The 22,279-nt window shown below is 40.2% G+C and carries 12 protein-coding genes; 8 read left to right on the top strand and 4 right to left on the bottom strand.

The window, feature by feature from the left end:
- Positions 1 to 16: 16 nt before the first annotated feature.
- Positions 17 to 2,443, bottom strand: coding sequence for an alpha/beta hydrolase family protein (locus tag WG905_RS08135; protein ID WP_339591220.1), 2,427 nt, complete (start codon positions 2,441 to 2,443; stop codon positions 17 to 19).
- Between the two features lie 199 nt (positions 2,444 to 2,642).
- Between WG905_RS08135 and WG905_RS08130 the strand changes: the two genes are divergently transcribed.
- Positions 2,643 to 4,067: a Gfo/Idh/MocA family protein gene (locus tag WG905_RS08130; RefSeq protein ID WP_339591219.1), complete on the top strand. Its 1,425-nt coding sequence runs from the start codon at positions 2,643 to 2,645 to the stop codon at positions 4,065 to 4,067.
- 28 nt (positions 4,068 to 4,095) lie between these two features.
- A complete protein-coding gene (locus WG905_RS08125) occupies positions 4,096 to 4,851 on the top strand; it encodes a glucosamine-6-phosphate deaminase (protein WP_339591218.1) in 756 nt (251 codons plus the stop codon).
- A 59-nt stretch (positions 4,852 to 4,910) separates the two neighbouring features.
- On the opposite strand, the gene WG905_RS08120 is transcribed toward WG905_RS08125, so the two are convergent.
- Positions 4,911 to 6,569, bottom strand: coding sequence for a RagB/SusD family nutrient uptake outer membrane protein (locus WG905_RS08120; RefSeq protein WP_339591217.1), 1,659 nt, complete (start codon positions 6,567 to 6,569; stop codon positions 4,911 to 4,913).
- Between the two features lie 11 nt (positions 6,570 to 6,580).
- Positions 6,581 to 9,658 (bottom strand): SusC/RagA family TonB-linked outer membrane protein, encoded by a 3,078-nt coding sequence (locus tag WG905_RS08115; protein WP_339591216.1) that lies wholly within the window; start codon positions 9,656 to 9,658, stop codon positions 6,581 to 6,583.
- 673 nt (positions 9,659 to 10,331) lie between these two features.
- Here WG905_RS08115 and WG905_RS08110 point away from each other — a divergent pair.
- The 6 genes from WG905_RS08110 to WG905_RS08085 all read left to right on the top strand — a co-directional run bounded on the left by WG905_RS08110 (position 10,332) and on the right by WG905_RS08085 (position 21,182).
- The gene (locus tag WG905_RS08110) at positions 10,332 to 10,928 is read left to right on the top strand and encodes a sigma-70 family RNA polymerase sigma factor (RefSeq protein ID WP_339591215.1); all 597 of its coding nucleotides are present in this window, start codon (positions 10,332 to 10,334) and stop codon (positions 10,926 to 10,928) included.
- Positions 10,929 to 11,024: 96 nt separating this feature from the next.
- A complete protein-coding gene (locus WG905_RS08105) occupies positions 11,025 to 12,227 on the top strand; it encodes a FecR family protein (protein WP_339591214.1) in 1,203 nt (400 codons plus the stop codon).
- A gap of 195 nt (positions 12,228 to 12,422) precedes the next feature.
- The gene (locus WG905_RS08100; RefSeq protein WP_339591213.1) at positions 12,423 to 15,671 is read left to right on the top strand and encodes a TonB-dependent receptor; all 3,249 of its coding nucleotides are present in this window, start codon (positions 12,423 to 12,425) and stop codon (positions 15,669 to 15,671) included.
- A 25-nt stretch (positions 15,672 to 15,696) separates the two neighbouring features.
- Positions 15,697 to 17,403 (top strand): RagB/SusD family nutrient uptake outer membrane protein, encoded by a 1,707-nt coding sequence (locus WG905_RS08095; protein ID WP_339591212.1) that lies wholly within the window; start codon positions 15,697 to 15,699, stop codon positions 17,401 to 17,403.
- A 57-nt stretch (positions 17,404 to 17,460) separates the two neighbouring features.
- Positions 17,461 to 19,296: a glycoside hydrolase family 2 protein gene (locus WG905_RS08090; RefSeq protein ID WP_339591211.1), complete on the top strand. Its 1,836-nt coding sequence runs from the start codon at positions 17,461 to 17,463 to the stop codon at positions 19,294 to 19,296.
- A gap of 125 nt (positions 19,297 to 19,421) precedes the next feature.
- Positions 19,422 to 21,182 carry a glycoside hydrolase family 20 protein gene (locus WG905_RS08085; protein ID WP_339591210.1) on the top strand — a complete coding sequence of 587 codons (1,761 nt, stop codon included), beginning with the start codon at positions 19,422 to 19,424 and terminating at the stop codon, positions 21,180 to 21,182.
- Between the two features lie 22 nt (positions 21,183 to 21,204).
- On the opposite strand, the gene WG905_RS08080 is transcribed toward WG905_RS08085, so the two are convergent.
- Positions 21,205 to 22,248 carry a hypothetical protein gene (locus WG905_RS08080; protein WP_339591209.1) on the bottom strand — a complete coding sequence of 348 codons (1,044 nt, stop codon included), beginning with the start codon at positions 22,246 to 22,248 and terminating at the stop codon, positions 21,205 to 21,207.
- Positions 22,249 to 22,279 lie beyond the last annotated feature (31 nt).

Raw genomic sequence — 22,279 nt, 5'->3', positions numbered from 1 at the left:
TTTCCATCTTTTAGATTTATTTTTTGTTTTTCACATATTTCTCTAACCAGGCGTCCTGCTCGTAAAAGGTATGCATCACCGATTCACGGCTTCGGTAGCCATGAAATTCTTTTGGCAACATCACCAGTCTTACCGTTCCACCATGGCCTTTGATGGCACTGTACAGCCTTTCGCTTTGAATAGGAAAAGTGCCTGAGTTGTCATCGTCAATACCATGTGTGATCAATAATGGCGTTTTGATTTTATCAGCATAATTGAAAGGGGACATTTTATGGTAAACATCCATCGCCTGCCAATAGGTACGTGCCTCAGCCTGAAACCCAAAAGGAGTTAAAGTTCTGTTATAGGCTCCGCTCCTTGCTATCCCTGCAGCAAATAATTTGGTATGCGCCAATAAATTCGCCGTCATAAATGCACCATAAGAATGGCCTCCAACGGCAATCCTGTTGCGGTCGGCAACACCCATATCCACTACATGATCGATCAAAGCTGTTGCATTATCTTCAATCTGCTTTAAGAAAGTGTCATTGGGTTCTTCTTTTCCTTCGCCGACAATAGGCATGTCAGCCTGGTCTAATACAGCATATCCTCTGGTTACCCAGAAAACAGGGGAACGGAAAGCTAAGCGGGTAAAACGGTAAGGAGATCCCTTCACTTGTCCTGCTGCGGCAAGGGTTTTAAATTCTCTGGGGTATGCCCAAACCAATACAGGTAGCGGAGCATCTCCTTTGTTGAAGTCTATAGGCACATATAAGGTTGCCGATAATTTAATGCCGTCTTTTCTTGGATAAGATAACAAGGTTTTCCGTACACCTTTCATACCCGGGTAAGGATCAGCGAAATGAGTCAGGGCCTGTGCTTTTTTACTTTTCAGGTTAACGGAAAATATATTCGGTGCGGCTTCGGTGGATTCCCTTGAAATATAAACCAGTCCGGTATTGTTAAAGAAAACCGGCTCCTCGTAAAAAGGGGCTTTCGACTTAAACAGCGTATCTTTTTTGTTGGTCAGCAGATTCCACTTCATGATAAAAGGACGATCTCCCTGTGGGGATGCGCCTGCACCCTGGGTAAATACGACAGGTAGAGTGCCTTTATCAAAAAGCAAGGTTCTCCCTTTGCCGTAAACGAAATCTCCGTGGTCTGTATAGGTATCTTCAGATGACCGGTCTGCAATTTGTTTCACCACTTTTCCTGTTTCCGGGTTGATTAAAGTTAAGATCGACCTGCGGTCTTTTCTCCAGTTTTCGGTAACGATGGCATAGTCTTTATTGCCCCAGGTGATATCGCGGTACCTCAAAGGCATCGAAAATAGTTTTGTAGCGCTACTGGTAAAGGGTGCTTTCAAGGTAAAAACAGCATCACGAACGGTAGATTGAATATTTGGATCGCCTTTGTCCTGCGCCTCTGCCCAAACGATGGTTGCCGGGGCATCTGCCCGCCATTCAAAACTCCGCGGACCGGTTAACACGGCATCAAAGCCTGTAGGTAATTTATCGGCAAGCGGTGCGCTGTATAATTGCTTTACCAATACACCTTTTGCATCTAAAATGGTGGTTGTATAAGGGAAATAGTAGATGGGAACCAGGTAAGAATATGGTTTTTCTACCGTCTGCACCATCAGGTAGCTGCCATCAGGAGAATAAGCGGCACTACGGTAAATAGCAGGGGCACCAATTTTCCTTTCTTGCCCTTCAATGGAAACCTCCACTAGTTGTGAAGTCAGGAAATGTTCCATCACCTGCTCATCATAAGCATTCTGCAATAAATTCTGATAGGTCCTGGATGGTGTAATCACACCCAGGTTTTCCTGGATCACTGGTCCGGTTGGAACAATATTTTCAACGGGTTTATTGCCGCGTTCTGCATGTACAGTTTGCACAAGGAGGTGTTTTCCGTTCGGATGCCATTGCAGGGTTTTGCCAAAAGCATCATTCAACGCGCTTTCTGTTAATTTCTTCGCATTCAGGTTTTTGACATCTGCCAACCACAATTCAACACTTTGAAAAGTGTTATTGGTAAAGGCAAAATAATCTCCTTCAGGGCTCCAGGTGATATTGGTGAGCCTTGGGTTTTCTGGTAGGCCGCTGAGTTTTAATTCTTTGCCACTTTTTACATCTTTCAAAGTCAGGCTGTAAAAGAGCGGCGAAGCTTCACCCTCGGTGGAGTTGTTCGCCGGGTTTACTTTAATGCCGGCAATTCCGATCACAGGTTGCGCTACCTGTTCAATAGAAGCGAAACCCGGTGCCTGCAACAACAGCATTAAATTGCCATTTTTATTGAAGCGGACTGTCGGAGTGCTTGGTGCATCCACCAGGTCAGCAATGCTTTTGGGAGGCAGTTTGTAGGTGTTGCTTTGCGCATAACTGGCGATGCTGAGTCCGCCGATCAGCAACAGACTCAGGTAATATCTTTTCATGGGTTTTAAGTAGAATTTTAGCGTCATAAATACTTGTTTAGGTAAACATCATTAAAAATGTTGTAAATAGTTGAGTTCAAATACAGGATCACAAATATGATACATTTTTATCCGTATATGTTTGTTAATACGGTTGGTTTATGAGTGATTTGCTATAAGTATTGCATCAGCAAGTAATCAAAAAAAGTAGAATTTGTCCAGTTTATAGAAAGCAAATCAGATTCCGATGAACAGTAACCGTAGAAACTTTTTAAAACATACCGGTATTTTAGGTCTGGGTGTTGTTGGCGCACCTGCCATCGCCGTGTGCAATGTCCTGGAGCAGGAGATTATTGCAGGAAAATCTCCTATTCAGCATTTCAATATGTCTGGTTATGCGGCACCCAAAATTGATACCGTCCGCATTGGATTTGTAGGCCTTGGAAACCGGGGCTCTGCTGCGGTGGAGCGAATCAGCCGGTTAGAAGGGGTGCTGATCAATGGTTTATGTGATGTGAGGCCGGAACAAGCAGCGCTTGCAAAAAAAAGAATAAAAACTCCCGGACATCAGCCGGATATGTACACTAAAAATCAGGATAGCTGGAAATTATTATGTGAGCGCAAAGATATAGATTTGATTTATATTGCCACCCATTGGGAGTTGCATGCGCCCATGGCTTTGTATGCGATGGAGCATGGTAAACATGTGGCGGTAGAAATTCCGGCAGCGACCACCGTAGAAGACTGCTGGAAATTAGTGCAAACTTCAGAGAAAACGAAACGTCATTGTGTAATCCTGGAAAATTGTTGTTATGATTTCTTTGAATTGCTTACCCTTAATATGGCCAGGAATGGTTTTTTTGGAGAGATCGTTCATTGTGAAGGTGCCTATATTCATGATATTCTGGAGAGTATGTTTGCTAAAGAAAAACGCTATGATCTGTGGCGGCTAAAAGAGAATTCAAAACGGAACGGAAACTTATATCCAACGCATGGGCTTGGGCCCGTTTGCCAGGTCATGAATATTAATCGGGGGGACCGTATGGATTACCTTGTGTCGGTTTCTTCCAATGATTTTATGATGGGGGCCATGGCCGAGAAGTTGGCCGCAACGGATAATTTCTATCAACCTTACCTAGACAGGCCTTTTCGTGGAAACATGAATACAACGACCATCCGAACGGTTAAAGGGCGTACGATTATGCTGCAGCACGATGTGACTTCTCCACGCCCCTATTCGCGGATACACCTGGTGAGTGGCACTAAAGCCACCGCACAGAAATATCCGCTGCCTGCGAAAATCGCTACAAGTCATGAAGGCTGGCTTGATGATGCCGCATTTAAAAAATTGGAAGTGCAATACACGCCTGAAATTACCAAAAGGCTCGGTGAAATGGCAAAGGAAATCGGTGGACACGGCGGGATGGACTTTCTGATGGATTGGCGGCTCATTGATTGTTTGAGGAATGGCCTGCCCATGGACATGGATGTTTATGACGCTGCGGCCTGGAGTGTAATCGGTCCTTTGAGCGAGTGGTCTGTAGCCAACCGATCAGGAACCATCGATGTTCCGGATTTTACTTCCGGTTCCTGGAAAAGTAATCAACCAGTAGATATAGAATTAAAGAAAGGTGGCACCACGGGTGTCAGAAAAGCATCATCACAAGCGTAAATACCGTTAAATAACAAACTACATGCCGATGAAAATTATCCGAACAAAAGATCATTTTGAATTAGGTGCTGCTGCAGGTAAAGCTGCAGCTGAACTGATCGTGAAAGCTATTGAAGAAAAAGGATATGCCAATATCATTCTGGCAACCGGAACAAGCCAGTTTGAAACCATTCGGGAGCTTATGGAAAGCAAGGAGATTGACTGGAGCAAAGTAAACATGTTTCACCTTGACGAATATATTGGCCTGCCCTTGGCGCACCCCGCGAGTTTCAGGAAATACCTTAAAGAAAGATTTCTTGATAAAGTGCCTCCGCTAAATGCGGTCTATCTGATCAATGGTGAGGCTGTTGTTGAAGAAGAATGTGCCCGATTAAATGAGATCATCAGGCAGCACCCCATTGACGTTGCTTTAGTAGGTATTGGAGAAAATGGCCACCTTGCTTTTAATGATCCGCCGGCAGATTTTGAAGTTGAAGATCCGTACATTGCCGTAACACTTGATGAAAAATGCAGAAATCAACAATTGTCAGAAGGATGGTTTGCTGGTCTTGAAGAGGTGCCGGCACAAGCGATCAGTATGTCGATTAAACAAATCTGCAAATCTTCGCGGATTATATGTTCCGTACCCGACCAAAGAAAGGCGCAAGGTGTAAAGGATAGCCTGGAGCAACCGGTGAGTAACTTATATCCCGCAAGTATTCTTCAGCAACATCCCGACTGCAGTTTTTATCTTGATGAAGCTTCCGCCTCCTTGTTGTCCGCAGAGACGTTACAACAAGCTTAAAGCTATGGAGCTATCCTTGATGTGGATAGCTCCATATTAAAGAATGAGTGGTTAGCGGTTTAGTAGCCTGGGTTCTGGCTAAATGATCCGGCGTTTAAATCTATTGCTTTACTTGGAATTGGTCTCAGGACTTTAAACCCGCCACCGGCTCCTAAAAAAGGATTGATTCCCTTATCAAACCAATTGGTTTTGATATCACGGTTGTACAATTTCGTTCTTGTCATTAAAGTACCGGTTCTTTTTAGGTCAAACCAGCGGTGATATTCTCCAACCAGTTCCCTTGCTCTTTCATCCAGGATAAAATCGATGGATACATTGCCGGCTGCAATTGTCATCTCGGCAACTTTACCGGGCTTTGCAGCTCTTCGTCTCACTTCATTTATTCGTTGGGCAGCAATAGCAGCGTTGCCTGCTTTAAAGTTAGCCTCCGCAGCAATTAAATAAGTTTCACCCAAACGGGCAAGGAAAAGATCGCGTGTACTTGTCGCACCGCCAAACTGTGCTTTTGGATCATCAAATTTCTTAACAGCAGGGGTTGCGTTGTCAGCAACGGTATTTCTGGATGCCTCCCATACCTTCGAATAAGGAATAATAGTCGTGGTAGCTCTCCGTGCAGGATCTTGTGCACGCCAAGCCGCATCTGTGGTCAAATCCCATTTAGGCTTGTAATAAAAACGAATGTTTAAATTAGCCCTGTCAGCACTTTTGTCATAATAATCATAATAGCGCTGGTATAAGTTGACCATAAAAGTGGCATCAAAACGCGCATCATTTTCTGTAAAAGTATCAAAAGTGTACATTGACGGTACTAGTACATAAGCACGGTATGGATAGCCCTGTGTAGCGCCGGACCCACCTCCGTATGGACCAAAGAAAGCGGCTTGTGTATTTCCACCAGTGGTTGCAGAAGGGAGCGTGGCCAGGTCGAACTGAATGGAGAAAATAATTTCAGGATCCTTCTCATTGCCAGGATAGAACAAGTTTTCGAAGGAAGTAGTTAAAGTTTTTCCAGCAATCGCTGCGTCAGCGAAAGTTGCTGCAGTGGAAAAATCAGCTGTCGTTCCAAAAGTCTCATAACCACGTGTTAAATGAACTTTAGCCAGAAAGTGTCTCACGGCTCTTTTGGTAACACGACCAAAATCAGTGGTGGTCTCAGGAACCAGGCCTAAGGCTTCGGTCATTTCGCTGATAACGAAAGCATAGGTTTCCTCTGCTGTGTTTCTTTTAAATTGTTCGACAGGTTCTGTGATACGGTCTGTAACGATCGATACGCCCCCAAAAGTCTGGACCATTAAGAAATAGTAATAAGCCCTGATGAATTTAATCTCACCCTTACGGATGGGGGTATTAGCGTTACTAGCGGTAAGGTCGTTAAAATGTAAGGCCGTATTACACAGTTGAACCGCTTTGTACAGTTCTGTGTAAAAATTCTGCACTTCAGGATCATCCGGATTTAAGTTTTGATACTCGCTGACACCGGCAGGCTGGGCAGTTCTCCCTTCAACGTACATATCTGTCCCTGCAGTAAATAAATAGGGTGAACTGTAAACAGACCTTAAAGATCCATAAGCAGAATTGACAAGTTTTTCATAGCCTTCCGTTGTTAAATAATATTCATCAGCAATGATGTTGGATTTGTTGTCTTCCTCCAGGAATTTTTTACAACCTGTTAACGATGCCAGGAGAACAAATAGGAGTAATATGAGTTGGTTTTTCATGATGTCTTTATTTAAAATTTAAGATTTAGGCCAAACTGGTAAGTAATTGTACTCGGACCGGTGTTGTTGATGCTTCCTGTGGTGGTATTCGTCACGTCGGAATTTATAGAGGTATCAATCCCACTGGCACTTTCAGGGTCGAAACCATCGTAGTCTGTCCATACAAAAGGATTCAATACATTCGCGTAGATCCTTAAACTTTTGATTTTAATTTTCTCCAGTGCTGTTGTTGGAATAGTGTATCCCAGGGAGATGTTTTGAACTTTAACAAAAGAGATGTCTTTAAAATAACCTACTCCGGTAGAACCGTCCCAATAAGGACCAATGTTGTTGGGCTGAGGATACAAATTAGAGCTTCTTGCAGGAGTAACACCATTTTCAGGCATATAATAATCGTTGTAAATTTTGTTTGTTCCACGGTCATTATAACGGGTGAAAATGCTGTGGAAGGCACTGTAAACCTGCATTCCCTGTCTGGCGAATACGGACGCCGAAAGGTCGAAAGCTTTATAGGTAACTTGTGTAGAGAAACCACCTGTCCATTTTGGATCTTTTTGTCCAACAATGGAGCGATCGTCTGTACTGCTTATTTTACCATCATTATTTAAATCTTTCACCCTTGCCTGACCAGGTAATTGGCCATACTTTAACGCCTCTGCACGTTGGTTTTCTTGCCAGATGCCATCGAACACATAAATGTAGTTTACATTGATTGGTTGACCGATAAACCACCAGTTTCCTACGAGGTCTTCTTTTTTATCCAATAAATCTATGATGGAATTTTTATTTCTGGCAAAATTGAAGGAGGTTGTCCAGGAGAAGTCTTTTGTAGAAATATTAATGGTTCTGAAAGACACCTCTACCCCTCTATTGCTTACCGACCCTACATTGTCTTTTATAGAAGTATAGCCTGTTTCCAGCGGCAGATCTCTGCTCAAAAGCAAGCCATCTGACAATTTATCGTAAACATCTACCGAACCTGTAATCCTATTATTAAAGAAGCCGAAATCAAGACCTAAGTCAAACTCCCTGGTTCTTTCCCAGGTTAAAGAAGAATTGGGCAACCTGCTTGGTGAATACCCCAAGGCAGGGATGCCGCCGAAATCGTAATAGGTGGGGGCACTTAAATTCATTTGTGTTTCATACGGTCGGATGTTGTTGTTGTTCCCAGCAACACCTGCACTAAAACGAAGTTTTAAATCAGACAAGAATTCTGCCTCGTTTAAGAAAGACTCTTGTGAAATTTGCCAGGCCACTGCAGCGGATGGAAATGAAGACCACTTATGACCTTCAGCTAATTTGGAAGAACCATCCCAACGATTGGCAAGCGTAATAAAGTACTTGTTTTTAAACGCGTAATTTAATCTTGCCAGGTAAGAGATCATTGAAAATTGACTGAAATTACTGGATGAAACCTGTCTGTTATTTGAAGAACCCAAATTATGATAAGAAGAATTATAAGGCAAGTCGTTCACCTTGATAAGGTCACTTTCAAAGCGGTCTTGTTGCATACTGTAAAGACCTGTGAAAGTAAAGTTATGCTCATTGATCGCTTTGCGAACGGTTAAGACATTATCAAAGATATAAGATAAAGTTTGTTCGTTCGCCCTTTGTGCATCTGGTAACAGGCCGTCACCAACACCTGTCAATGAACCCCAATAACGTCCATTACGTACAGAATTGATGCTCGGAGAAAAAGTAGAACGAATATCAATCCAGCTTACAGGAGAATATTGCAGGTAGGCATTTCCAACACCATAAATACGGCGGGTATTGTTTTCTGTATTGGTGTTTTCAAGCAAGGGGTTTACAGTACTGGTAAAACTGGTCACTGTCGTTGTTCCCGGTACTGGAATTTGTCCTGGTCTGAATATAAGGTCCCCATTATCATCATATGGTTTAAAGATAGGAGCCATGTTGAATCCATTACGAACAGCGTCATCACTACCACGTTCTGTTTCTGTAAGTGAAAAATTCACACTCATTCCTGCAGAGAAATATTGATTGATTTTACCATCAAGATTAAGTTTCATGTTGTAACGCTCTAAGTTGTCGTTAACCAGGTTTCCTTTTTCACTTTGATAACCTGCGCCTAATAAATATTGAATGTCATTGCTTTGAGTTCTGCCAGATGCAGTAATCCAATGATTCGCTTGCTGACCATCCTGCAGCACCAGACTTCTCCAGTCCGTATAGTCATGATTAGCTATCCTGCCTAATACGGTTGGATTGTCGAAACTTCCGATGGTATTGGTAAATGGTCTTCCTGCATTTAATTCAGGTGAGATATAAGTATTTTGTCTGTATTCCCACCATTCTTCGCCAGTCATGAAATCTGGCATGCGTGCTACTTTACGGATACCTACATAACCATCATATGATATGGTTGCACCGCCACCTTTAACACTGGAGCCATTTTTTGTGGTCACTAGAATAACTCCATTGGAACCTCTGGAGCCATAAATAGCTGTGGAAGCCGCATCTTTCAATACGTCCATTTTGCCTATATCCTGTGGATTTAAAAAGTTGATATCCGATACAATCACCCCATCTACAACATATAACGGTTGGCCGCCGGCAAGTGAATTCTGACCGCGAATCTGCACATTGAAGCTGGCGCCTGCACGACCGGATCCTGCAGAGATGTCTACGCCGGCAAGTTGTCCCTGTACGGCCTGCATAGGACTAACCGTGCCTCTTTCGGCAATGGCTTCACCCTGAACACTGCCGACAGCCGTGGCTACTTGAGATTTCCGCTGACTACCATACCCCACAACCACCAATTCGTTCAGTTGACTTGCACTTGGGTTTAGGGTGACCTTAATGGTGCTTTGGCCCGCCAGTAAGACTTCTTTTGGCGTAAATCCAATGTAGCTAAATACCAAGGTGGATTTTGAAGGGACTGTAAGTGAAAACGCACCATCAACATTAGTCACTGCGCCGATGGCGGCACCTTTAACTTTTACAGACACTCCAACGAGCGTCTCGCCTTTTTCATCTACAACTGTACCGGAAATGGGTTGATTTTGTGCCATTAAAGCCGGTTTCAACAATAGAAAAAACGCAAAAAATAGTAGAATTTTTTTCATGGTTATTTGGTTAAAAGAAAAAGCACCCTGGGATGGCGCTAAATATTTGGTTAGGATTGATATCCAAGCTAATGATCTTTTGCTAAAATTGGATGGCTTAAAGCACCTTTGAAGTTAAAAATCGATGCAATCGTTCCCGGAAAAAGTTAATTTTCAGGGTTCATTAAATTCAATATTTTCTTAAGGTGGTTGCTGTGCGTGGTTTTGCAAAAAAAAAGCCAGGTCATCTGACCTGGCTTATCAACCACAACATAGATCTAACCAAACATCTATTCTCTTCGGCTCCTTCTTTCAGCTATGACGTCAAGGGCGGATTCGAACCGCCGTAGAGGGTTTTGCAGACCCATACCTAACCGCTCGGCCACATGACTTTATCTTTATCTTCTCCTGAAGACTAAGCAAATATAATAATATCTACTGAATTAGTAGACTTTAATTAAGAAATATATGTTACAATTGTTAAGTTGCTGTAAATGAGGTTTATAATTTGACTTGCCTGATGATATTTTTGATATTTAGCTCGATAATGTCAGTCATGGATTTGCACTCCATGTAAAAAGTTATTCGGACTGGGATTGATAGGGTGTTTAACATTTTGAAAAGAGAGTACAGTATTATATTAAATATTTTAATTAGTTTCAGCTTAATTTCTTAAATAAACCGAAATATTTACATGGCGTTACATCAATTAAATGGAGAAAATAAATTGCTGTATGAAATTTCGGTTGGAAATCAAATTGCTTTTGCAGCGTTATTTAATGGTTATTATGACCAGGTTTCGCAATTTGTTAACACTTTAACGAATTCAGATGAGTTAACAGAGGAAATATTGTTAGATATTTTTACAAAAATTTGGGTAAACCGGAAATCTTTGAACAAGATTGATAAATTCAATTCTTATTTGTTCATCCTTGTGCGTAACCATACACTAAACTGTATTCGTAAAGAAAATGCGGAACGGAAAAAACAGGAAGTTTATCTAAAAACAATGAATCTGCATTGGGAACCTCTTTTTACAGAAAATCACGACGAACGGGACTACCATGGATTAGTAGATCGTGCGGTAAATTTATTACCAAGCCAACAACACAAAGTTTTTTTATTAAGACAGAAGGGACTTAAAAACCCTGAAATCGCTCAGATTATGAACCTTTCCCCTGATTCTGTTAAAAAGTATCAGCAGCTGGCTATGAAGTTTGTCAGTGAATTTGTAAAAAACCATGCTATGGTTGTCGTTATTTTCTGTGCGGCATCACATTTTACAAAATAATTCTCTTTTCCATATCCACTTTTCAGAAAGTTTGTGTCTTTATAATAAACCAACTATAAGCCTCATATATGATTGCTGTAAAGCCAATAGCTGAATATGGAAAATCTTAGACTTACTAAATTATTTAATCTGGCAATAGAAAAATCAATCAGTTCTCAAGAAAGGATCGAATTGAATGATTTAATGTCTGATCCTAAGCTTAAAGACCAGGTTGAAACTTTATTCGCTGAGGCTTGGGTAAATTTTATTCCAGTTAGCCAGGAGTCTTCAAAAGAGAAGCAAAAGGTATTGCTTCAGCATATATTAAATGACAATTTATATGAAGCTGCAACCTCACAAGAAATTAAATATAGGTTTGGATGGTTTTCTAATTTTATGGCTGCGGCAGCGATTGTCTTAATTTCTGGCATTGCCATCTATTTTTATATTCAAAGCCATCGTTCGCAAAATTTATCACTAGCAGAAGCTGTAGTAGAAAACAACATCATTCCTGGAACTAAAAAGGCAATACTTACCTTAGGTAATGGACATCAATTGGTTCTGGATAGTACACAACAAGGGGTGGTAGCCCAGGAAGCTGATGTTGAAATTCATAAATCGGCCGATGGATCCATTAGCTATGAAACCGGACATACGGCAGCAAAATCTGAGGCATTAACTTACAATTCCATCGTCATACCCAGGGGGGCACATTATAACCTGACTTTGCCGGACGGCACAAAAGTTCACTTAAATTCGGAATCTTCATTAAAATATCCTTCAAAATTTAAAATGGATGTTAGAAACGTAGAATTGATTGGGGAAGCTTATTTTCAGGTGGCTCACAACGAAAAACAGCCCTTTTATGTGAAAACCGCTCATCAGGTTACCAAAGTTTTAGGTACTGAATTTACTATAAGTGCTTACCGGGATGCTGCTATATTTAAAACTATGCTGGTAAAAGGTTCAGTGAAAGTGACCAAACCTTCAGGTCAGTCGGTGCTCATTCGTCCGGGACAGGTAGCTATAAATGACATCCATGTTCAGCATTTTTCTGTAGAGACTGCAGATCTGGATGAATCGCTTGCATGGCACAATGGTTATTTTTTATTCACTAATGAGGGTATTCAAAGTATTATGCAGAAGGTTGGCCGTTGGTATGATGTGGATGTGGTATATAAGGGTGATGTAAGTGACAAAAAATTTGGTGGCGTTTTTCAACGTTCAAAAAGTTTAACACAGTTGCTTGACAGCTTTAAACAGACGGGAATTATTGACTTTAAGATTGAGGGAAGGAGGGTAATTGTTATAGTTAAATAATACGCTAAAATAGTTGCCAAAAAACCGGAGCGTTGGCGCGCATCCGGTTTCTGTTCAAGTGATGAACATGTCAGGTAGCTAATTAATTGATCTAGGAACCAATAACTAATTAAACCAAACATTCAAATGTATAAAAATTTTACTGTATTAATTTGCAGGAAGCCTAACTCCTGTTCGTTAAAATTTTTGATGATAATGAAGATGATCATGTTCTTGCTAACTGTATGTTTTTTACAGTCGGCGATTGCCACAAATGGCCAACAAGTAAGTATTCGTGTGAAGAATACTCCTGTAAAGCAGGTGCTTTACAGCCTTTCACAGCAAAGTGGGTACGACTTTATCTACGATGCTAAATTGCTGAATGAGCTGGCCCCTGTTACTTTAAATCTCAATAAAGTTTCTTTAAAGGAAGCGTTGGATAAGTGCTTTGCAGAATATCCCAAAGAATTTTATTTCAATAAGGATAAGACTATTGTAATTAAACAAAAGAAAGCTAATCCATTTCAAATAGTGAAACAACAATCAATTACCGGGAGGGTTGTTGAAGAAAACGGGGAAACATTGGTTGGTGTGTCGGTACAAATTAAAGGTACCCGACAAGGTACAGTTACTAATAAAGATGGCGCTTTTCAAATCAACGCGAGAAAAGGTGACGTTCTGATGTTTAGTTATATAGGTTTTAAGCAGCAAGAGATTTTAATTGATAATGATAATCACATTGAAGTCTTGCTCGTCAAGGAATCCGGAGAACTGGGAGAAGTGGTGATTGTTGCCATGGGTAACCAACAAACTAAAAGGTCAATTACCGGTGCTGTTGCGACCATACAAACCAAAGAATTGAAACAAAGCCCGGTTGCAAATTTAAGTAATGCACTTGCAGGTCGTTTGCCTGGATTGATAAGTGTTCAAACGTCAGGTGAACCAGGTAATGATGCGGCAGCCTTATTTATCCGAGGAATTGGTACTTATGGTAATACGGGCCCATTAGTGGTACTAGATGGGTTGCCAAGGTCATCGCATGACTTTAATCAAATTGACGCAAATGAAATTGAATCCGTAACGATTTTAAAAGATGCGGCTTCTTCAGCATTGTACGGTATACAAGGTGCCAACGGGGTAATTGTGGTAACGACGAAAAGAGGTGGAGCTAACCAGGAACCGCTTATTAATTTTAATGCACAATATGCCATTCAGGAGCCTGTTAGACTGCCGAAAATGTTAAGTGCTTTTCAACAGGCAGAACTTTATAAAGAACTGGATCGGAATACCGGACAACCAGAACGATATAGTGACAATGTGATGCAAATCATAAAAGATGGCAGTGAGCCTTTTTTATATCCTAACGTGAACTGGTTTGATGCCATTTTAAAAGAATCTTCTATCCAAAGCCAGTATAATGCTAATATTTCAGGAAGTGCTAAAAATGTCCGCTATTTTATTTCCGGAAGTTATTATAGTCAGGGAACGCTTCTCAAACATGGAGAAGAGTTCAGTGATAATTATGGCATGAACACAAAATTTGACAGGTATAATTTCCGTTCTAACGTTGATCTTGATGCTACTAAGCGGCTTCAAATTAGGGTTGACTTAGCGGGACGCCTCGAAAATCAAATTTATCCTAGTTCTGGATTCAATACTATTTTTAATGAAATTTCTGGTAGATCGCCTTCTGCTCAGCCAGTTTTTAATCCTGATGGATCAATCGGCGCTGGTAGTAACCTTGAAATTCCTTTCCGTGCTAATCCTTATGGAATGGTTACGCGTAATGGTTATTTTACTGGTTATTCAAATACGATGAATGGAACAATATCTGCAAAGCACGACCTTGATTTCATTACTAAGGGCTTAAATGCTCAAATGTATTTCAGTTTCTTGAATTCAAACTATAAACATACGAGCCGTACGCAGAATTTTGATAGCTTTTGGTATCAGGGAGAAGACAACTCGGGAGATGTTAAATATCAGCAAATTGGAATCAAATCGTTTTTGAGCACCGCTGGAGGTGCATCCATTGAGCGCCACAATTACCTTGACTTCAGGTTAAAGTACGATCGGAATATCGGTGACCATTCTGTAGCGGCCCAAGTATTAGGTAATCGTACTTTGAAATTGATCAATGATGAACTTCCTTACGCCTATCAGGGTGTGAGCGGGCATTTTACTTATGGTTATAAATCGAAGTATTATGCTGAGGTTAACCTGGGTTACAATGGATCTGAAAATTTCCCTAAAGGTAGGCGCTATGGATTTTTTCCTGCTTTTTCAGCAGGTTGGATTTTGAATGAAGAGACCCTTCTTAAGGATGCAGCCTGGTTAGGTTTGTTAAAGATAAGAGGTTCATACGGACTGGTGGGAAATGATAAAATTGGTGGAGCCAGATGGCTTTACATTAGTGATTTTGCAACTGGGGGTGGCCATGTATTTGGAATTACACCTTCAGGCGTACCTGGCTATAATGAAAATCGGGTGGGCAATGCTTTTGTAACCTGGGAGCGCTCGGAAAAAACCAATTTTGGTTTTGATATGGAATTATTCAAAAACAATGCAGTGCAACTGACTGTAGATGTTTTCAGAGAAAAACGCGAGAACATTTTAACGCCTCCAGGTAATGTGCCTGCATATGTAGGTATATGGAACCTGGCAGCCAGAAACTCTGGTGTTGTACAAAATGAGGGATTTGAGGCGGAATTAAAGCTGAATCATCACATCGGAAAATTAAGGTTGTTTACTAACATACAACTTACCTATGCAAAAAATAAAGTATTGCAGAATGATCAGCCAAAACCAGCTTTTGACTATCAAGATTTAAACGGCTATAGTGTAGGATATGTGCTAGGTTATAAAACCAGTGGATATTTTAGGGATTTGGATGATATTGCAAATAGCCCAAAACAAACCTTTAGCGACAAAGTAATTCCAGGAGACATAAAATACCTTGATTACAACAAAGACGGGGTAATTAATACTGCAGACCGAGTGCCAATTCAAATTCAAAATATGCCCACTTATGTTGGGGGAGTATCTGTAGGGGGATCTTATAAAGGTTTTGATTTTAGTGTTTTATTTAATGGTGCAAAGGGTGGAACCAGCTATGTAAGTATGTATCCTGGTAGCCCTCTTTTCCTTGATCGATGGACCCCAAATAATCAAGACGCAAGAGTACCTGTTGCAAATAATTCCGTGAACAACCTTAGTGTTTTAAATGATAAGTTTATACAAAAAACAGATTATTTGAAGATCAGGAATGCCGAAGTAGGTTTTGAATTGCCTAAAAAGTTGTTAAGCGGTATTAAAGTTAAATATGCACGATTTTATGTTAACGGACAAAATCTTCATACATGGGATACCCTATGGTTAAAGGATAGAGATCCTGAGGCACCAAGCGGAGCTTTAAAGTATCCTATTTTAAGAATTACAAATTTTGGTGTAAACGTAAAATTCTAATTTCATGTATATAAAAACAATTTTTATGAAAACGACAGTGCTTAGAAAGAACTTCATCATACTGATCTGTATATCGCTTTTTTTGCTCGTATCATGTAAGAAAGATTACCTGGAAAGAACCCCGAGCGACTTTATAAGTGTCGACGAAGTATTTAATAACATTAATAACGCAGAAGCATTTCTTAATAATGCGTACAACACTTTACCTAATTTTCAGGAGTTCACAGATTATGGAGGAAGGTACAATTTAGGAGGCGGGACTGACGAAATGCGCTTTCATGGTTATAATGCGAGAACTCCGTATGACTTTAATAATGGTAACTGGAATGCAGTTTCCTTTCCCATGCAACAAAAGTGGGCAGATTTTTACGGTACAATCAGAAGGTTGAACATGTTCCTAGCCAATTTCAATTCTATTCCTGAAGAAGTGAATAGTGGAAGTTCTTCCGAACGTAAAAAGAGAATGGAAGGAGAAGCTTATGGATTGAGAGCTTATTATTATTTCCAATTGTTTAAAATGTGGGGCGGCGTTCCGATTGTGGACGAGTTGTTAGATCCCAACAGTGGGGAAGAGTTTCTATTAAAAAGAAATACTGAAGAAGAAGTCATTGCATTCATTAAAAGTGATATCGCTAAGGCTGTTGCCATACTTCCTGAGAAACATGAAGATGATTCTAATTATGGCAGGGTTACAGCAAATGGATGCAGGGCATTGCTTTCTGAAGTGTCTCTTTTTTTTGCAAGTCCATTGTGGAATCAAGCAAGCGATAATACACGATGGCAAGTAGCAGCTAAAGATGCTAAAGAGGCATTGGATTTAGCAATAAGCAGCGGACATATTTTATCAAAGGGAACGGTAAGTGGCAAGCAGGGATATGAAAGAATATTTTTGGAAATGACAAATTCTGAAGTGATTTGGGCCAGGCAGGATCCAGGAGGGACAGAAAGTCACCTTCTTGATTTTTATAATGGTACTCAAGGGACAAATGGATGGTATGCCAATGGTGTGCTTCAAGAAATGGTAGATTCTTATGAAATGACAAACGGAGAAATCGCCGTTTTAGGATATGATGAGAATAACAACCAAATTATCAATCCGGCTGCAAATTATAATCCGAATAATCCTTATGCTAACAGAGACCCCCGTTTTTATCAGAGTGTGATTTTTCCATTTTCAGGATGGAAAGGTAATACCATGGACATTCGACCGGGCGGCAAGGAGGATATTTCAAACGGTGTAGTACGTGCTAATTATTGGGTTAAAAAATATACCCTAGAATCTCACAACCTTTACACGGGTTCTGGAAATGCCCCTCGAAGATTCACTATTTTTAGAGTAGCAGAATTATATTTGAACTTTGCTGAAGCTCAAAATGAAGCTGTAGGGCCTGATCAATCGGTATATGATGCCGTTAATGCGATTAGATCAAGGGTGGGGATGCCAAATTTGCCTGCTGGGTTATCGCAAGCTGCAATGCGTAGCCGAATACGTAATGAAAGAAAAGTGGAGCTAGCCTTTGAGGGATCTCGTTTCTGGGATGTGAGGAGATGGAAAATTGCTGAAATAGTGGATAATGGACCTGTTCACAGAGTGGTTACTGATGCCAATCTAAATTTTTCATACCCGGTGGTCCAAACCCGGGTTTTTGATAAAAACAAGCACTATTTGTTTCCGATACCTCAGATAGAAATTGATAAAAACCCTAACATGGTGCAAAATCCAGGTTGGTAACGCCGGGGTAATACAATTCATTAGTTAACGTCCAAATAGATAATTCACACCTAATTTATGTACAAAAAGTATTATTTTTTCTTATTATTATTTCTCCCCTATTTCCTCTTTGCTCAGCTAGCATGGAAGCCGGTGGAGGGTACAATATTGACACCCTGGGCTACAAAGGTAAGCCCTGAAAAACCTCATCCTGAATATCCACGTCCACAGTTGGTCCGTACGGATAATTGGCAAAATTTGAATGGACTTTGGCAATATCAACTTACAGCAAAGGAAAAAGTCGATATTCCAACTAAATTTGAAGGCCAACTTTTAGTTCCTTTTGCCATAGAATCTTCACTTTCTGGTGTAGGTAAACGAGTAGGCAAGGACCAGTTGTTATGGTACAAAAAAACTTTAGAAATTTCTAAAAAGCTACTCAATAAACGTCTTCTCCTTCATTTTGGTGCAGTAGACTGGGAATGTACAGTTTTTGTTAATGGTAAAAATATTGGCATGCATAAAGGTGGTTTTGATCCATTCAGCTTTGACATTACTCCTTACCTGAAAAAGGGCAACAAGCAAGAAATAGCTGTTCGGGTTTTTGACCCTACAGATGATGGACCTCAGCCTGTGGGTAAGCAAACTAAAAACCCTCAAGGCATTTGGTACACACCTGTAACAGGCATCTGGCAAACCGTGTGGCTAGAAGCGGTTCCTCAATCTTATATTTCAGCAATAAAGGCCACTCCGGATATTGATCAACAGGTGCTGAATGTTAATGTAGATCTTGATCAAAGGCGTTTAGGGGATAGAATTCGTGTTTCTGCTTGGGATGGCTTAAAGTTAATTGCTGAAACATACCAAGATGTTGAATCAGCGATTAGCTTAAGTATTAAAGATCCCAAATTATGGAGTCCAAAAAATCCTTTTTTATACGATTTAAAAGTTTCCGTGTGGAGAAAGGGAAAAGTGGTCGATGAGGTTACTTCTTATTTTGCTATGCGTAAGATCAGTATGAAGAAAGATGCTAATGGAATCCAGCGTATGATGCTCAATAATGAATTTGTTTTTCAGTATGGCACTTTAGACCAGGGCTGGTGGCCAGATGGTTTATACACTGCTCCTACTGATGAAGCGCTCGCATTTGATGTGGTTAAAACTAAAGAAATGGGCTTTAATATGATTAGAAAGCACATTAAAGTGGAATCAGCACGCTGGTATTACCATTGTGATCAACTAGGGATGCTGGTATGGCAGGATATGCCTAGTGGTGACATTTATCCTTTTTACTGGGATCAAAAGCCAGGACAGGTTTCTGGTAAGCCATTGGATAAAGAACGATCTGCTTTGTCAGAAGAGTCCTACAGAACGGAATGGAATAATATCATGAGTGCCCTGCACCACTTCCCTTCAATTGTAATGTGGGTGCCTTTTAATGAAGCATGGGGTCAGTTTAAAACGATGGAGGTGACTAAACTGACATTAGACAGGGATCCGTCCAGATTGGTTAATAGTGCCAGTGGTGGTAATTATTTTCCAGTAGGACATGTTGCAGACTTACATAACTACCCTGACCCTATGATGCCTGCGCCAATGGTATTTGGAGATAAGCAAGTGCTTGTTCTTGGAGAGTTTGGTGGCCTTGGGCTGCCATTAGAAGGGCATACCTGGCTGGATAAGGGTAATTGGGGGTATCAGAGTTTTAAAAGTAAAGCCGATTTGCTGGTTAGATATGAACAATTGATGAAAGACTTAAAGCCCCTTATTCCTCTTGGTTTATCGGCGGCAGTTTATACACAGATAACGGATGTGGAAATAGAAACTAATGGTTTGATTACCTATGACCGTAAGGAAGTGAAGATTCCTGAAAAAACGCTGTATGATCTACATATACAACTATACAAACAATAGGGATCGGTAAAACAATTTTTAAAACTAAAAGGGAAGGGTAGGCTTCCCTTACTTATTATATCACAATGAATAGATGTTGTATTAAGTTTGAAAATATATTTTCAGTGTTAATTGCTTGGGGCCTAATGGTTTCATCTGCTTACACTCAGGATTTCTCATTTAAAAAAGAGCTTAAAAAGAACCATAAAATTACGTACCAGCTTTTTTCAAATAAAAAGACGAGTTACAGGCTAATGCTTGATTCGAATGCCTCAGTTTCTGAACGATGGGCTGCACTGGAACTTCAACATTGGCTAAAGGAAATTAGTGGAGCATATTTTCCGATTGACTCCATTAATACACCATATAAGGGGCCTCAAATCATAATTGGGTTTAATGAACGCGTTAAATTGTTGACAAGTTTAAAGGCGCCTGATGAGGTTGATGAATCATTTCGTTACTTTAATGATGGGAAGGATATTTATATATACGGTGGAAAGCTACGGGGAACGATGTATGGTGTAACGGCATTTTTAGAAAATGAATTCGGTTGCCGGTGGTATACACCGACGGTTTCAGTGATACCGAAAATGAATCATTATAGATTTTCTGTCTACCAATTCTCTGACTCCCCGAAAATAAGAATTCGACATAACAATTACTGGGGAGCATCAGATCCTGTTTGGGCTGCCCGAAACAAAATGAATGGCAGACAGCAATATGTTGATCAGCCTGGTGGCGTTCAAGCTTATTGGGGCGTTCATACATTTTACCAGTTATTACCACCTGCTGAGTTCTTTGATAAACATCCTGAATACTATAGCCTAGTTAAAGGGAAACGTATTTACTTCGCGAACACTAAGCATGAGCCTGGTCAATTATGTCTAAGTAATGAAGATGTTGTCAGAATTGTAACTGAACGAGTAAAGGAACGAATGCGAAAGAATCCTGAATATTTAGTGTATGATGTGTCACATAATGATATCTGGGGTAATCATTGTGAATGCAACAAATGCCTTAGTAAAAGTGCTGAATATGGTGGCGAGTCTGGATTAATGATTTGGTTCGTAAATCAAATAGCTGCCGAAGTAAAAAATGAATTTCCAAATAAATTCATTGGAACACTTGCTTATCGATATACTCGAAATCCTCCTGTAAATATAAGCCCTCATAAGAATGTTGTAATTCGTTTATGTCCAATTGAAGCTTGTGTTGCGCATGATTTGGCTTCTTGCCCTCAAAACCAATCTTTTATGAAAGATTTAAAAGGCTGGTCTTCTATTGCCCCACACCTTTTTATTTGGGATTACGTAACAAATTTTGAAGCTTATATTTTACCTTATCCCAATTTTAACGTCTTAAAATCTAATATCCAAACATTTCAAAAGTATAACTCCATTGGCATTATGGAGCAAGGGAATTATCAAAGTCCAGGTGGGGAATTTGCAGAATTACGGACATATCTTTTATCACGTTTATTATGGGATCCGGATAGTGATGTTGACAGTATTGTTAATGATTTTACGAGTAATTATTATGGGAAATCAAGTCAGTATATACTGCAATATTTCAAGTTCTTACATAGCCAGATAACAGCTGAATCACATATCCATATCGGATTAAAAGCTCAAGATTCTATCTTTTCAATAGAATTTATAAATCAATCTCTAGTTATTTTTGAAAAAGCTAAAAAGGTTGCAAATGATGATGAGATATTAAGCAGGGTGCAGTTGGCATCATTACCAGTTTTATATTTAAAATGTAAACGGTTCCCAAGATTAGCGTTTAACGACGGAACATACATGAAATTTCGTAAAATTGTTAAACAACATGGTATAACAAAGTATTCTGAATCTGGCGAAACAGCTGACTCCTTTGATTCGTTTGTTAAAGGTGGGCACAATTAGCATGAGTTATTAACTCGTCTTATTACAACTTTACTTGCCTGATGATATTTTTGATATTTAGCTCGATAATGTCAGTCATGGATTTGCACTCCATGTAATTTTTATCAGCAAAATAGGCTGTCATTCCTTTTTTTAACATTTCGATATTCTCAAGGGAAGAAAGGAGCTCATCTTTGGAGGCATCCCGCAGATCGGCTAAACGATGCCGTTCACTACGTACCCGGTGTAGAATGGAAGACTTTTCTTCCTGTTGGTATTGGAGATAAGTTTTATCGGTGAGTTGTTCCATACCCAATTTCACATAGGGGAAATTCTCTTTGAAAAATTGGGGCAGGTAAACCTTAATGTTCCCCTCATAACATTGCTGGTCAAAATCTATGGATCTGATCCTGAACTGGATGTCATCAAAATCAGGTGTAATTTGCACTACAAAGTTATACGCCCTCATGTCACCGAGCAACATGACTAAGCAACGTTCATTAAACTTCACAAACTCCTTGGCGATCCGGGTTCGATTGTATTCAGGCCTGTGTAAATAAGTTTTGGCAAAAACATCCCCTGGTATCCCAGCAATATGTTCCTCGATCAATGTCTCGCGGTCAACAATATAATTAACCTGGTTTGGAGACAGGATCTCTTCCATTTCTAGACCATAAATTCTGGAGGCATCTGCTCTTTTTACATAGAAATAGTCATGAACATCGTTTAAGCGATTCACAATCCTAATCCTGAAGGGATGGGTATTGCCGAAACTGCAATATTCAATTCGGTCTATATATTTATGCTCAACGATACGTAAATTACCGGAAGCTTTTAAATTGGCATAGACGACCTTTAAGCCATTGTGTAATTCTTCAATTTGACTGTTAGAATAAATCGGTCCTTGCCATAAAGAATCTTTCCCGTTTTTATCCATGATGGGAAATGATTCGTCAAACTGCAGCAAATCATCATAGCTAATCGGAAGTTTTGATTCCCGCTCATAAGCCCTGAGGTATTTCTGCAAAGCCGTTGATACCCGGAATATTGGCTTTTTAAGCGCTATATTTACATCATTTAATTCCATCAACACGCAATTTACACCCAATTTAGTGTTT

The sequence above is a fragment of the Pedobacter immunditicola genome (assembly GCF_037482985.1).
GTDB classification, from domain to species: Bacteria; Bacteroidota; Bacteroidia; order Sphingobacteriales; family Sphingobacteriaceae; genus Pedobacter; species Pedobacter immunditicola.
Note: the sequence above shows the minus strand (reverse complement) of the source record. Positions and strands in the feature narration are given on the sequence as shown.

What these genes read in the sequence shown, in the direction of transcription:
- WG905_RS08135 (WP_339591220.1), bottom strand. Translation starts at nt 2,443, where the DNA reads ATGACGCTAAAATTCTACTTAAAACCCATGAAAAGATATTACCTGAGT.
- WG905_RS08130 (WP_339591219.1), top strand. Translation starts at nt 2,643, where the DNA reads ATGAACAGTAACCGTAGAAACTTTTTAAAACATACCGGTATTTTAGGT.
- WG905_RS08125 (WP_339591218.1), top strand. Translation starts at nt 4,096, where the DNA reads ATGAAAATTATCCGAACAAAAGATCATTTTGAATTAGGTGCTGCTGCA.
- WG905_RS08120 (WP_339591217.1), bottom strand. Translation starts at nt 6,569, where the DNA reads ATGAAAAACCAACTCATATTACTCCTATTTGTTCTCCTGGCATCGTTA.
- WG905_RS08115 (WP_339591216.1), bottom strand. Translation starts at nt 9,658, where the DNA reads ATGAAAAAAATTCTACTATTTTTTGCGTTTTTTCTATTGTTGAAACCG.
- WG905_RS08110 (WP_339591215.1), top strand. Translation starts at nt 10,332, where the DNA reads ATGGCGTTACATCAATTAAATGGAGAAAATAAATTGCTGTATGAAATT.
- WG905_RS08105 (WP_339591214.1), top strand. Translation starts at nt 11,025, where the DNA reads ATGGAAAATCTTAGACTTACTAAATTATTTAATCTGGCAATAGAAAAA.
- WG905_RS08100 (WP_339591213.1), top strand. Translation starts at nt 12,423, where the DNA reads ATGAAGATGATCATGTTCTTGCTAACTGTATGTTTTTTACAGTCGGCG.
- WG905_RS08095 (WP_339591212.1), top strand. Translation starts at nt 15,697, where the DNA reads ATGAAAACGACAGTGCTTAGAAAGAACTTCATCATACTGATCTGTATA.
- WG905_RS08090 (WP_339591211.1), top strand. Translation starts at nt 17,461, where the DNA reads ATGTACAAAAAGTATTATTTTTTCTTATTATTATTTCTCCCCTATTTC.
- WG905_RS08085 (WP_339591210.1), top strand. Translation starts at nt 19,422, where the DNA reads ATGGTTTCATCTGCTTACACTCAGGATTTCTCATTTAAAAAAGAGCTT.
- WG905_RS08080 (WP_339591209.1), bottom strand. Translation starts at nt 22,248, where the DNA reads ATGGAATTAAATGATGTAAATATAGCGCTTAAAAAGCCAATATTCCGG.